Annotated in this window: 14 protein-coding genes; 2 read left to right on the top strand and 12 right to left on the bottom strand. The window is 26.9% G+C overall.

What is annotated here, in order from left to right; all coding sequences use genetic code 11:
• Positions 1–64 precede the first annotated feature (64 nt).
• The 4 genes from QX51_RS19870 to QX51_RS05120 form a co-directional block, all read right to left on the bottom strand.
• Entirely contained in the window at positions 65–172 is a 108-nt protein-coding gene (locus QX51_RS19870; protein ID WP_074079429.1) for a cyclic lactone autoinducer peptide, read from the bottom strand.
• Positions 173–228: 56 nt separating this feature from the next.
• Positions 229–879 carry an accessory gene regulator ArgB-like protein gene (locus QX51_RS05130; RefSeq protein WP_039678831.1) on the bottom strand — a complete coding sequence of 217 codons (651 nt, stop codon included), beginning with the start codon at positions 877–879 and terminating at the stop codon, positions 229–231.
• Positions 872–1,354, bottom strand: coding sequence for a hypothetical protein (locus QX51_RS05125; RefSeq protein ID WP_039678830.1), 483 nt, complete (start codon positions 1,352–1,354; stop codon positions 872–874). The genes QX51_RS05130 and QX51_RS05125 overlap by 8 nt, the downstream gene beginning before the upstream one ends.
• A 240-nt stretch (positions 1,355–1,594) precedes the next feature.
• Positions 1,595–1,810 (bottom strand): alpha/beta-type small acid-soluble spore protein, encoded by a 216-nt coding sequence (locus QX51_RS05120; RefSeq protein ID WP_039678829.1) that lies wholly within the window; start codon positions 1,808–1,810, stop codon positions 1,595–1,597.
• Positions 1,811–1,965: 155 nt separating this feature from the next.
• On the opposite strand from QX51_RS05120, the gene QX51_RS05115 reads away from it, so the two are divergent.
• A complete protein-coding gene (locus QX51_RS05115; RefSeq protein ID WP_039678828.1) occupies positions 1,966–2,337 on the top strand; it encodes a hypothetical protein in 372 nt (123 codons plus the stop codon).
• Between the two features lie 158 nt (positions 2,338–2,495).
• Here QX51_RS05115 and cls read toward each other — a convergent pair whose 3' ends face one another.
• Positions 2,496–4,025 carry a cardiolipin synthase gene (cls, locus tag QX51_RS05110; RefSeq protein ID WP_039678827.1) on the bottom strand — a complete coding sequence of 510 codons (1,530 nt, stop codon included), beginning with the start codon at positions 4,023–4,025 and terminating at the stop codon, positions 2,496–2,498.
• A 138-nt stretch (positions 4,026–4,163) separates the two neighbouring features.
• On the bottom strand, positions 4,164–5,327 hold the full coding sequence (locus QX51_RS05105) for a class I SAM-dependent methyltransferase (RefSeq protein ID WP_039678826.1): 1,164 nt from the start codon (positions 5,325–5,327) through the stop codon (positions 4,164–4,166).
• A 185-nt stretch (positions 5,328–5,512) separates the two neighbouring features.
• On the opposite strand from QX51_RS05105, the gene QX51_RS05100 reads away from it, so the two are divergent.
• Entirely contained in the window at positions 5,513–6,487 is a 975-nt protein-coding gene (locus QX51_RS05100) for a tocopherol cyclase family protein (RefSeq protein ID WP_039678825.1), read from the top strand.
• A gap of 37 nt (positions 6,488–6,524) precedes the next feature.
• On the opposite strand, the gene QX51_RS05095 is transcribed toward QX51_RS05100, so the two are convergent.
• The 6 genes from QX51_RS05095 to QX51_RS05070 form a co-directional block, all read right to left on the bottom strand.
• Complete coding sequence (locus QX51_RS05095) at positions 6,525–7,730, bottom strand: patatin-like phospholipase family protein (RefSeq protein WP_039678824.1); 1,206 nt, start codon at positions 7,728–7,730, stop codon at positions 6,525–6,527.
• 119 nt (positions 7,731–7,849) lie between these two features.
• Entirely contained in the window at positions 7,850–8,359 is a 510-nt protein-coding gene (nrdG, locus tag QX51_RS05090; protein ID WP_039678823.1) for an anaerobic ribonucleoside-triphosphate reductase activating protein, read from the bottom strand.
• Between the two features lie 50 nt (positions 8,360–8,409).
• A complete protein-coding gene (gene thyX / locus QX51_RS05085; protein WP_039678822.1) occupies positions 8,410–9,273 on the bottom strand; it encodes an FAD-dependent thymidylate synthase in 864 nt (287 codons plus the stop codon).
• Positions 9,273–10,124: a bifunctional 5,10-methylenetetrahydrofolate dehydrogenase/5,10-methenyltetrahydrofolate cyclohydrolase gene (locus QX51_RS05080; protein ID WP_039678821.1), complete on the bottom strand. Its 852-nt coding sequence runs from the start codon at positions 10,122–10,124 to the stop codon at positions 9,273–9,275. The genes thyX and QX51_RS05080 overlap by 1 nt, the downstream gene beginning before the upstream one ends.
• 62 nt (positions 10,125–10,186) lie before the next feature.
• Entirely contained in the window at positions 10,187–12,316 is a 2,130-nt protein-coding gene (nrdD, locus tag QX51_RS05075; protein WP_039678820.1) for an anaerobic ribonucleoside-triphosphate reductase, read from the bottom strand.
• 410 nt (positions 12,317–12,726) lie between these two features.
• Positions 12,727–13,209 (bottom strand): deoxycytidylate deaminase, encoded by a 483-nt coding sequence (locus QX51_RS05070; protein WP_039678819.1) that lies wholly within the window; start codon positions 13,207–13,209, stop codon positions 12,727–12,729.
• Positions 13,210–13,273: the final 64 nt, after the last annotated feature.

The following is a 13,273-nucleotide window of genomic DNA, read 5'->3' as shown; positions in this document are numbered from 1 at the left end:
AAATTATTATGTATATAACACATCAAAAGAACCATAAGAAAATCTCCTATGGTCCTTTAACCTTTTACTCTTCTCTTAAAGATTTTGGAACTTCAGGTTCAAAGAATATTACAAAACAATATGTACTTGCATTCTTTGCAACTTTAGTAAAGAAATTTGCTAATGCTCCCATTTTCACATCTCCTTTATGAGTTTTTATATTAACGCATAATTAGTTAATACCATACATTAAATCTTACACTTTAATAAAATTTTATCTATAAATAATATAAAATTACTTCCTAACGCTGTTAATGATAATGCCTGCATGTATATACCTAGTATCATACATAATACCAATGAATTTAAATTATATTTATAATTCAATAAGTTTAATAAAATATTAATTATAAATAGTATCAAACATATTGAATATATACAAAATGAATTTTTCCTTAATTTTTTTCTTGTGGATTCTTTTTTTAATGGTTTATTTTCTGAAGGTACAGGACATTTGGTATATATTATTATAAAAGAATGAATTAACATAATAATAATTAATAAACATAATATTTCTAATTTAATATTTATTGAAAATTTACCTATTAATGCAAATATATAAGATATTATTATTCCTGTTACTACGCATCTATTTGGACTTGAACAGTGTATTCCTCCTGAATTCCTTTTCATTAATCCAGCCATTAACGATATTATTGCTATTTGAAATAAAGTGTTAGTTATAATACCAAATATAATAGTTAGTATCATTGCAATAAGTACATGTAAAAATGCAAAAACACCATATCTTAATACTTCAAATTCATCAGTTGATTTATCTTTGGATTCACATAAACTAAAAGCAATTTTTTCAGAAATATTTTCAGTTATATTATTCATTATGGTTAACCCTATTCCCTTCTTGAAATCTTCTGTTAATAAACTCCATTATAAACGCTAATATAGCAAATATAATAAGAGATGGCAATGTATAAATTGCACTCATTACACTGTAATTATCTACTAAAATACCTCTAGGAATTGACAATATATTTGTAATTAAAGATATATAAATAACTTCACTAAGTATTAAACATAAAAATATTTTACACAAAGCCATTATACAATTAATAAAAGTATTTTTTGACATATCTACTAATACAAATAAAACAAGAGCCATTCCTATAATCGTATGTATTCCAAAGCTAATTGGTAACATCCTAATACATGTTTGAATTACCCCTAGCATTAATGTCTTTTTTAATAAGGTTATTTTTGAAATTTTTAAATTTAAAAAGTAACATCCAACAACTAAAACTATCGCACATTCTGGAAATGTTCTGACTAAAGTATAGCCTAATGATGTACGTAACATATATTTCTCCTTCCTTTTAAGTACATTACAATAAAATTGTAACACAAATACAATTTATTTCTACATAATTTTCTCAATTTTTTTATGTTGTATTTATCATATATAGTTTTATATCTTGACTTCTATCAACATATTGTTATTCTATGGGAAATATGTTGAATAGTCAATAATTAACATGTATATTGCTGTAAATAAGTTAATTTACAATAAAAAAAAGACTGCTTATGCAGTCTTTTTAACCTATTTGTTATAATACTGTCTAATCAATTCCTCTTTTCCCATGTTTACTAGGGTTTTACTCATTAGTCCACCCAAATTTCCACCTTGTTTACCATTAGCATAAGAGGTTTTATTGCCTCCTGATGTATTAACTTCCATACCTAATTCATTTGCAATTTCCATTTTCATTTGATTTAAAGCTTCTCTTGCATTTGGATTTACAATTTTATTAGCCATAAAAACCTCCAATTATACTTTTTAGTATTATTTTTCTCAATTCATAACTCTATTATTTTGAAAATTATGGTTCTTTGTTTTTACCATGATTTACATGTATGCAAATATTAATTTATAGCAAATCCTATAATTAATAACATAATGGAGGTGCTAATATGAATAATCTACATCTTAGTGATGATGAATTGGTTGAAAATTTTGAAAGTGCCAGTCCTTGGTTTGTTGGTTTATATATGGAAACATTCCTAAATAATTTAAGTTTTTTATCTAATCGACAAGCTAAAAATGAATTTACATATGATATACATAGATATGATCCTATATTAATTGATGAAAATATCTTAGATATTTATAATAGGGTTGAATCATTATTGAAAATAATTAAAGGTAATAGAGTTCTCGATGCTTTAAAAATGGTTGTTGATTACGATACTGATACCATTTACGATATTTATGCTCGCGAGGAAGCAATTTACTTATTAACTTTAATCAAAAATGGAAAAATCACTTTACCAGTATCTAATTAGAGTAAAAAATTAATACTCTCAGTAATAAATTTTTATTTATTACTGAGAGTATTTTATTAGTTATACTTTAGTTTAATAATTCCCCTTTTATTTAGATAAAACTTTTTATAAATTTCTTATCTTTAATATAAATTCACTTTATTTGTCAATTGATACCGCTACATAAGTGGTGCAAATACTCTAAGTATCGCCTGCCATAAGGCATATCTTCTACCATCTTTTATATCTTGATCAGAAAATTCCCTACTTTTTGAAATTGTATCTAATGCATCTTTTTTAATATCACTTAAACATTTACATTTATATAAATACACTCCACACTCAAAATGTAAGTATAAACTTCTATAATCCATGTTTATTGTTCCCACTGTTGCAATCTCATCATCACAGATAAATACTTTAGCATGAATAAACCCTGGAGTATATTCATATATTTTCACACCAGCTCTTATTAATTGAGGATAATAAGACCTTGTAAGTTTAAATACCGTCTTTTTATCCGGTATTCCTGGAGTTACTATCTTTACATCTACTCCCTTTTTAGCTGCTAAACAAAGAGCTGTCATAATTTCATTGTCAATAATCAAATACGGTGTAAAAATATATACATAGTTTTTTGCACTATTTATAATATTTAAATACACATTCTCTCCTACTACTTCTTCATCTAACGGTGAGTCTCCATAAGGTTGTACAAATCCATCACTTATTGTAGTTTCTAATTGATGAACTTCTGGCTTATAAATAGAAAATTCTTCGTCAGTTTGTCTATTAGAATTCCACATTTCTAAAAACATCATGGTTAAGTTCCATACACCTTCTCCCTTTAACATGACCCCTGTATCCTTCCAATGTCCAAATCTTATTTTTTCATTAATATATTCATCAGCTAAATTTATCCCTCCTGTAAATCCTGTATGTCCATCTATAACTGTAATCTTACGATGGTCTCTATTATTCATTACAAGGGATAATAAAGGTTTAAAAGGATTAAAAGCAATACATTTTATACCTTTTTTCTCTAAAACCTTATCATATCCATAAGGAAGAAGTGATATACACCCCATATCATCATACATTAGCCTTACATCTAGTCCTTCTTTAGCTTTTTGTTCTAATATTTCTAAAATACCATTCCACATCTTGCCTTCTTCTATTATGAAATATTCCATAAATATATATCTTTTTGCCTTTTTTAATTCTTTAATTAAATCCTCGTAATTATCTTCTCCCACACTATAATATTTAACTTCTGTGTTTTTATACATAGGGAATCCTGATGCACAATTTATATAGTTTACATGTCCAAATACTGTTTTATTTTCTTTCTCAACTTCTTCTAATACTTTTTGATTTTGTTTTAGGTATTTACTAGTTATTTCTTGAACTTTCTCTAAGCGAAGTCTCATATCTTTAGATGGTTTTTTATTTCCTATTAAAAGATATAATAATCCTCCTGTAATATTAAATATTAGTATAGGTATAATCCAAGCTAGTTTATAGGCTGGATTATCATTTTTATTTATAATCCAAAGTACTGCTAGTGCACTTATTATAGTACATATAATTGATGCAATTGCTGAATAGTGGCTAAATTTTATCAATAAAAATAAAAATATACCAAGTTGAATAGCAATCATTAACCCAACAACTACCATTCTGCTAAATAAAAACCTTAATATTTTCATTAACTCTCTCCCTTCAAAATTATATATTAGTAAAATATAATTTTTTAAATTATAGCATAAGTAAGTTTTTAAGCAAACTATTTACTTTCTATTGTATTTATAAAACTCAAGAACCATTAGCCCTTGAGTTTTTTATACCTAAATTAAGTTGTCATTTTTTAATAAATTATATAAAGTCGGATTAAAATTAAATTCTTTCATTAATGCTTTTACTTGTTGAAGAGATTTTTCTTTTTTAATTTTTGATAAATTAGACTTCGATGCTCTTATTAATATATTTTTAGGAGAATGCGATATATCGATAAATTCTAATAGTTGAGTCTTGTATCCAACACATTCTAATAAATTCCCTCTAACCGAATCAGTCATAAGAGCTGCTACTCTTTCTTGTATAATTCCATATTTATTTAAAATGTCTAGGTTTTCAGCCTTCATTTGATGGTTGAATTCATGTTGACAACAAGGTACTGAGAATATCATTTTTGCATTCCATTTTATTGCATTGTATAATGCATAATCAGTTGCCGTATCACATGCATGTAAGGTAATAACCATATCTACCTTATTATTATATTTGAACCCGTTTATGTCCCCAAGTTCAAAATGTAAATTATCAAACTTATATTTTTTAGCTATTTCATTACATTTTTTTATTACATCTTCTTTTAAATCCAAGCCTATCATTTTTACATTTATTTTTTTAATTTCTACAAAGTAATAATAAAGAACAAAAGTTAAATATGATTTTCCACATCCAAAATCTAATATAGTAAGTTCTTCATAATTATTTTTCTTAATTTCATCATCAATTATCTCTATAAATCTATTTATTTGTTTGTACTTGTCATATTTTGAGTTTACAACTTTACCTTCTTTTGTGAAAATACCTAAATCAATAAGTGGTTGAATAATCATGCCTTCTTTAAGAATGTAATTCTTTTCTTTGTTGTGTCCTTTGATAACCATATTTTCGTTATTACTTTTCTTTTTACTTAAAAATACTTTTCCTTTTTTAGATATTTTAACATCATAATTAGTATTACCTGACCAAGCATTTAATTGTTTGAAATTTTCTTTCATATATTCAAGTACTCTATCATTTAGATCTTTTTTCTCTATATTTTCATGAAACACTTGCTTATCTGTAAACTTTTCAACTTGATAGTATTCTTTATCATTTTTTTCTTTTAGTTGAAAAACTATCTTGTTGTATTTTATGTCTTTATTTTTTTTATTACTTATAACTACTTTTATTATATTATCTTTACATATTTCATTTATTATTTTAATTGTATCGTCCATTCATATCACCTATTTTTCATTTTTCTTAATTGTATTACTTATTATACCATTAAGTATTATTATATAACTAAATTTTTTATATACTTATAATACTTTTTAATATAAATAGTAATGATATTTCTTATTCTTGTTATATTTTCTCTTATTTTTGATATTAATAATGATATAAGCAGGAGGTACTTTTTATGAAAGAAAATTTTAATCCCAATTTATATCATGGAAAACATAAGAGTAAAAACTTCTTCGAAGGATGGTACTTCAAAATAGTTGATAAAAAAAATGATTATAAACTTGCTATAATTCCTGGTGTCTCTTATGGTAATGACAAATCTGATCATCACTGTTTTATACAAGTTATAAATGGAAAGGAGTCTAATTTTAATTATCTATCTTATAATATAAATGATTTTAAATATAATAATAGTAAATTTAGGGTATGTATTAATTCTAATATATTTACTTTGAGAAGTATGAATCTATCCATAGCTTACAATAATTTAAATATCCACGGTAATCTAATATTTAAAAACTTAGTTAAATGGCCTGATAGTATTATTAATCCTGGTAGTATGGGATTTTATAATTATTTAAAATTTATGGAATGCTATTCACAAGTCTGTGTTCTAAACGGATCTATTGTAGGAGATTTAAATATTAATGGTGTAAATATAGATTTTACAGGTGGAAAAATATATATCGAAAAAAATTGGGGCAAGAGTTTCCCAAAATCTTGGTTATGGATTCAAAGTAACTCTTTTAAAAGTAGAAAAGCTTCTGTAAGTTGTTCTATAGGAACTATACCTTTTCCAATAAAGAACTTCACTGGTTTTCTTATAGGTGTTACCTTAGAAAATGATTTCTACAGTTTTACTACAATTAATCATAGTAAAATTAATATACAGCATTTTGGTGATGATATCTCCTTAACTGTAACTAAAAAGAATCTAAAATTAACCCTAAAGACTTTTACAAATCAAAAAGATTTCTTAGTCTTAAAAGCTCCTAATAAAGGCTCAATGAAATCCACTGTAAAAGAAACCATAAATGGTCAAGTTTATATTCTTCTAGAAGATACTAAATTAAATAAAAAAATATTTGAAGATATTGGTCTTAGTGCTGGAATTGAATATGGAGGAAATTTTTCCGAACTTTTCAAGTAAAAAACAGATAAGTTTGAAAAACAAACTTATCTGTTTTTTATTCTTCTTCATCTAACAAACATAATAATTTTTCATTTATAATATCAACATTTACTTGAGTAAAATTTTCAATTGCTTTTCTTTTTAATCCTCTCAAACTAAGTTGTATTTTATTATGAAAATTCCCTTCTTTTTCATTATCTTTTATTAGATTTAAAAAATCTAACAAAGAATATATTTTAAACTTCTCTATTTGTCTTTCCTTTGCCATATTTTCCAAAAGGGCAATAATGATATCTTGATAATTATCTTCTTTATTTAAAGTTAAATACTTAGATATATTAGGTAATATAAATTCAAACAACATTCTTTTGACAGGAATATCTTCTAGTCCCATACTTCTTCCTATATCTAAAATTAAGTCATCAGGTAATTCTAAAAGCTTATTAAAAATTAGGTCATCATCTACTGGTTCTATATAATACTCTCTTCCCCTTAACTTTCTTATAGCCTTAATTGCATCATAATAACCAAGTTTAATATTTCTGTGAGCTAAATCTTTTGTGAAAATAAATGTTCCTCCCAAATCCATAGAGGGTTGAATTTCAACAACATTAGTATTTTCATCAACATGTTTCAATTTTCTACTAGAGTTTAATCTTATAGCTATTATCTTATCATAATTTTTTTTTGCTAAAAGACTAACTGGACAATTATCATAAAGCCCTCCATCTAAATACGCCTTGCCATCTAGTGGTTCCATTTTTAATCCTGGATATCTAGCACTTGCCATTATATAGTCTTTTATTTTTCCCTCTGGAATATCTTCTTTAAATACTTCTATGGGACTTAAAGGCCCTAATTCAACAGTAACGAGTCCAAAATCTATATTACTATTTCTTAATTTTTCCTCATCAACTAGTTCATCTACAACTTTTCGTAAATTTTCTGTATCGATTCCTCTATTAGCAATTATCTTCTTTGCTTCGCCGGAAAAATAGGATATTGTTTTTATATCAAGGTTTCTATTTATTACATTTGCCATATGCCTATCTTCTATATCAAATAGTTGTTGTGGTGTAATATTACTCCACATATCAAAACATTTTTCAAAGTCGCCCTGAGCAACCATAGCTGCATTAAAAGCACCTATAGATGTTCCCACTATTCCATCTATTTCATACCCTTCTTCTAATAAAGCTTTAATTGCTCCAATATGAAATGCGCCTCTTGCTCCACCACCTTCTAAAGCTACCCCTAACATAAGCTATCATCTCCCCCATTAAGAGTAATTTTCTTCTTTAATTTATATTATAGCAACTTGTTAGATTTATAAGTAATTTAATTTCAAAAAAAGAAGCTATTTAATAGCTCCTTTTTATATTATTTATTATCTAACTCAAATAATATTACTTGATTTTCTTTTATTGTTTCTTTAGTATTTATAACCCTTTGATTTGATGATCCTCTTAATATAAGAGATATATTTTTTTTATCTTCTTCAAACTTGCCATCTACTAAAATATCTGCATATTTAAAAATTTCTTTTTGAGCTTCATTAAAGTTTTCAACAGTATAACCTGTCCACAAATATATTTTTTTATCTGGATATTTATCTTTAAATGTCTTACATACATAAATAACTCCCTCAATATTTTCGGGACAAAGAGGTTCTCCTCCTAATATGGATAAATCTCTTTTTATATTGTGTTTATCAATATTATCTATAATATAATTTAGTTTATCTTCAGTAAACTCTTCTCCATCTGTAAAGCTCCAAGTCTCTCCATTAAAGCATCCTTTACAATGGTGAGGACAACCTTGGGTCCAAAGAGACATAGTAATCCCAAATCCATTTGCTATATCATTATCTTTAATTCTATTTATTCTCATATTATTATGCTCCTTTTAGTATTTGGAATTTTTAAAACTAAAATTTAACCTTATTTATTCTTTTTTTCATAAGGCATCATACAGCACATAGTACCTTCTGGACATGGTCCAAATTGACAACTTGCCCCAAGAGTTTTAGCAAATAATGTACTTACTTTTTCAACTTCGTCTACCATGGCCCATGCTAATTTATTGATTTCTTCCTGTGCTCTTCTACAACATCTATGATGACAGAAGTTTATTAAACTTCTTAAATTCATTGTACATATTATTTTTGTTTCACAAGCATTTGGGAATATATATCTAGCATTTTCAATTGCTTTCTTTTCTAAAGTTGAACATAGCTTTTTATATGATGTTCTTAATGATTCTACGAAATTTTCACACGATTTATGTTCTTCTTTCCATACTTCAAATTCATCTTTATCTATACTACATTTTTTCAGTTGAATATCTATTAATTTACCGTACATTTCCTCATTATAAACATAATCATATATTAATTTATCAACTATATCGTCATATAATCTTTGACTATCTTCCATATGATTTTTGTAGCTCTGCTCTAATATAGGATTATTTTTTATATCTTGTGGAATTACGTATTCAAACTGAGTTTCTTTAACATATCTTTGAGATTGTTGGCTATAAGATGCTATTCTATGTCTAACTAATTGATGTGTTAAGCTTCTAGATACTCCTTCTATAGCAAAAGTAAAGCTAGTATGTTCTAGCACGCTTCCATGACCAATAGAAGTAATCATATTTACAAATCTTTCAATACTTTCTGGTGTTTGCTTTTCCATTAAATCATCAATATTTGATGGTGAATAACAAAGCTTACCTGCTGTAGCTATAACAAGCTCTGGATTCATTGTGTGTGATATAAGTTTTACTCTTAATTTTGTTTCCATTATTTACTCTCCTCTTTTTCAGCAATTTCTATTGTTTGTTCAATTAATTCTATTACAGTCATTTGACCTACCCCATTTGGTACAGGAGTCAAGTTACATTGTTTTTCATTTACTATAGCATGATAATCTTCTTTACACACATCACCACACATTTTTCCTTCTTCATTAAAGTTAATTGATACATCTATGATTGTAGTATTATTAGAAAAATCTTCTGTTCTTAGGAAATTAGCTTTTCCTACTGCTGTGACAACTATATCCGCTGATGCAATCTTATCCTTTAAATTTTTAGTTTTACTATGTGCTATAGTCACTGTGGCATTTTCTCTCAAAAATAATTGTGCCAACGGCTTTCCAACTATACTAGAACGATTTATTATAAGAATGTCCTTACCTTCAATATCTATTTCGAATTCTTTTAATAATGTCATTATCCCCCTAGGAGTACATGCTACATTTCCATCTAAATTAAGTGCTAATTTACCCATATTTCCTACAGTAAATCCATCCACATCTTTTTCATCTTTAATAAGATTTGTAAGGTAATCTTCATCTAAATGCTTCGGTATCGGTAGTTGTAATAGAACGCCTGTTACACCTTTATCTTTATTTAAATCTATAATAATTTTTTCTACTTCATCTTGACTAACATTTTCATCTAAATGAATTATTTTGGAATCTATTCCAACTTCTTCACACTTTTTAATTTTATTTGATACATATTTTCCACTTGCAAAATCTTCTCCTACTCTAATTATTACTAGAGAAGGTTTTTTACTTAATTTATTTACTCTGTATTTTAATTCAGCTATTTTTTTTGTTACTAATTGTCTAGCATCTAGTAATGTCATTTACTTACCTTCCTTTTAATATCTTTATGTACAATAGAAAAGGCGCACAAGCACCTTTTCCTCTATAAATGTAATACTCTTTCTCCAATTTCTTGTGTACGACCTTTACCCCACATATTTGATCCTATATAACCACAAGTTCTTCTCATAACTTGCATTTCATCTTTATCTTTATTTCCACAGTTTGGACAATACCATTCTAAATTATCATCTAACTTTATTTCTCCAGTATAATCACATGCGAAGCAAACATCTGGCTTAGTATTTATTTCAGCGTATTGTATATTATGATAAATATAGTTTATGATTTGTTCAACAGCTGGCAAGTTTTTACTCATATCTGGAACCTCTACATAACTTATGCATCCGCCTAAACTTATATCATGGAATTTGCTCTCAAACTTTAATTTAGAGAAAGCATCTATTTCTTCAGAAACATGAACATGATATGAGTTTGTATAGTACATTCTATCTGTTACATTTTTTATTTCTCCAAACTTTTGCTTATCTATTCTGCAGAATCTTGAAGTTAAACTTTCTCCTGGAGTTCCATAAAGACCAAATCCAAGTCCAGTTTCTTTTTTCCACTCGCTACATTTATCACTTAAATAATTCATTACTTGAAGGGCAAACTTTTCACCTTCTTTTGTTGTATGAGATACCCCAAGCATTGCTTGAGTCATTTCATATATACCAACATATCCTAGAGAAAGCGTTGAATACCCGCCATCTAGTAAAGAATCAATTTTCTCACCTTTTTCAAGCCTAGCTATTCCACCATGTTGCCAGTGAATTGGTGATATATCAGATGTTGTCCCTTTTAATAAATTATGTCTAACCATTAATGCTTCTTTACAAAGATCTAATCTTTCATCTAATATATTCCAGAATTTATTCATATCTTTTTCTGCTGTTAATGCAACTTGTACTAAGTTTAAAGAGATAACCCCCTGATTGAATCTTCCGTACCATTTATAATTTCCATTTTCATCTTTCCAGTTACTTAAGTGTGATCTGCAACCCATTGGAGGGAATGTTTCTCCATCATAATTTTTTCTCATCATTTTTGCACTTTGATAATCAGGTACTAATCGTTTTGTGTTACATTTTGCAGCAAGTTTTGTTATATAATCGTATTTCCCACCTTCTAAACAGTTGTGTTCATCTAATAAGTAAACTAATTTAGGGAACTCTTCACCTATTACTTGACCTTTATAGTTTTTCATTCCCTCTAATCTTTGTACTATCATTTCTTCACAAATTAATGCCATTTCTCTTTCATATTCATGACCTTCTTCTATTTCTAAATATATAGTACAGAATGGTGACTGACCATTACTCGTATGAAGAGTTGACAACTGATATCTAACAGTTTGTATACCTGATTTTAATTCTTCCATCATCCTCTCTTCAGCTAGTTCTTCAGCCATCTCAAGAGAGTATTTTTGTTTGTATTTATTTAAATATTTATTGTACGATACCCTTAAAAATGGTGCTATATGTTTTATTGTTATTGTATTTCCACCGTATTGAGCACTTGCTATTTGGGCTATAATTTGAGTAACTATAGTGCATGCTGTTCCAAAAGATTTTGGAGACTCTACTAATTTATTATTAATAACTGTTCCATTAGTTAACATATCTTCTAAGTTAATTAACATACAGTTATGTATCGGCTGCATTGCATAGTCCATATCATGATAATGAAGAACACCTTCGTCATGTGCGTGAACTATATGGGCAGGTATTAGCTTTCTTCTGGACATATCTTTAGATACCTCTCCTGCTACTAAATCCCTTTGAGTAGAAGCTAATACACCATTTTTATTTGAATTTTCATTTAAAACATCTTCATTACTTTTATCTAACAAGCCTAGGATGCTATCGTCTGTTGTATTTATCGTTCTCTTAAATGATTGTACTGCTCTATATCCTTCATATGCTTTAGCTGTCAGTTTTTGCTTATAATCAATTAACTTTGTATACACCATTTCTTCTACTTTATAAACTGTTGCACTCGTATCACGTTCCATACAAATAGCTTCTATATCTTCAGCTATTTCTTTGGCTATTTCTGGTATATACACTCCACTACCATATTTCATCGCTTTTAATATAGCATATTCAATCTTATTTTTATCGAATTTTACAACTTTTCCATCTCTTTTGATTATATTTAACTCTGTTTTCATAAGCATCTCCTTTTGATCAGAATGATATCTATTCTTATCTATATAAATTAATTTTTTAATCTTTTTATGTAAACCTATTGACTTTTATAGAAGTTTCATACCCATTATCCTTTTAATAAAACACTATATATAGTAATCACCTTGTATATTCTATACTACATATGGTGTTTAATCAAGTGATTTATTTTTAATTTTCCAACTTTATTTTTGTCAATACTTTTTAAATTTTTAGCCACCAACCTAAGATTAAGGTGTACAAATACATTGAAATTTTTTTATAATTTTTTACATAATTTTACAAAAATTCATTATTTCATATTAATTAAAAATCAAATAATTCTAACTGTATTTTCACACAAAAAAAGAAATATAAAATGAAATTCATCATAATATATTTCTTTTAATTAATTTTATTTAAATACGATTTCTATTTTTTCTATACTTGGTTCTAATTTTATGCATTGCACTTTTGCTTTTTCAAACATATATTTAGATGCTTTTGTTGAATCTGTTTGTGCATATTTATCATCTAAATAATATACCTTTTTTATACCAGATTGAATTATATTTCTAGCACAATCATGACAAGGGAATAAATTAACATAAATACTGCACCCCTCTAAAGACTTTCCTCTCGCATTTAAAATTGCATTTTGTTCTGCATGAACTACATATGGGTATTTAGTTTGAAGAAAATCCCCTTCTCTTTCCCATGGAAAATCTTCATCACTACATCCATTAACAAAACCATTATAACCAATCGATACTATTCTATTATTTTTATCTACTATGCAAGCACCAACTTGTGTTGATGGATCTTTACTTCTCATTCCTGATAATAAAGATATCCCCATAAAATATTCATCCCATGATATGTAATCTGTTCTCTTCATTATTTTCTCCTTTTATATAATTATCCGCTTAATTTTGTATTATATATTTTTTGTAATATAAAAT

The organism is Terrisporobacter othiniensis, assembly GCF_000808015.1.
Lineage (GTDB): Bacteria > Bacillota > Clostridia > Peptostreptococcales > Peptostreptococcaceae > Terrisporobacter > Terrisporobacter muris.
Note: the sequence above shows the minus strand (reverse complement) of the source record. Positions and strands in the feature narration are given on the sequence as shown.

Excerpts from the sequence above, each read along its gene's own strand:
- QX51_RS19870 (WP_074079429.1), bottom strand. The coding sequence starts at position 172 with ATGGGAGCATTAGCAAATTTCTTTACTAAAGTTGCAAAGAATGCAAGT.
- QX51_RS05130 (WP_039678831.1), bottom strand. The coding sequence starts at position 879 with ATGAATAATATAACTGAAAATATTTCTGAAAAAATTGCTTTTAGTTTA.
- QX51_RS05125 (WP_039678830.1), bottom strand. The coding sequence starts at position 1,354 with ATGTTACGTACATCATTAGGCTATACTTTAGTCAGAACATTTCCAGAA.
- QX51_RS05120 (WP_039678829.1), bottom strand. The coding sequence starts at position 1,810 with ATGGCTAATAAAATTGTAAATCCAAATGCAAGAGAAGCTTTAAATCAA.
- QX51_RS05115 (WP_039678828.1), top strand. The coding sequence starts at position 1,966 with ATGAATAATCTACATCTTAGTGATGATGAATTGGTTGAAAATTTTGAA.
- cls (WP_039678827.1), bottom strand. The coding sequence starts at position 4,025 with ATGAAAATATTAAGGTTTTTATTTAGCAGAATGGTAGTTGTTGGGTTA.
- QX51_RS05105 (WP_039678826.1), bottom strand. The coding sequence starts at position 5,327 with ATGGACGATACAATTAAAATAATAAATGAAATATGTAAAGATAATATA.
- QX51_RS05100 (WP_039678825.1), top strand. The coding sequence starts at position 5,513 with ATGAAAGAAAATTTTAATCCCAATTTATATCATGGAAAACATAAGAGT.
- QX51_RS05095 (WP_039678824.1), bottom strand. The coding sequence starts at position 7,730 with ATGTTAGGGGTAGCTTTAGAAGGTGGTGGAGCAAGAGGCGCATTTCAT.
- nrdG (WP_039678823.1), bottom strand. The coding sequence starts at position 8,359 with ATGAGAATAAATAGAATTAAAGATAATGATATAGCAAATGGATTTGGG.
- thyX (WP_039678822.1), bottom strand. The coding sequence starts at position 9,273 with ATGGAAACAAAATTAAGAGTAAAACTTATATCACACACAATGAATCCA.
- QX51_RS05080 (WP_039678821.1), bottom strand. The coding sequence starts at position 10,124 with ATGACATTACTAGATGCTAGACAATTAGTAACAAAAAAAATAGCTGAA.
- nrdD (WP_039678820.1), bottom strand. The coding sequence starts at position 12,316 with ATGAAAACAGAGTTAAATATAATCAAAAGAGATGGAAAAGTTGTAAAA.
- QX51_RS05070 (WP_039678819.1), bottom strand. The coding sequence starts at position 13,209 with ATGAAGAGAACAGATTACATATCATGGGATGAATATTTTATGGGGATA.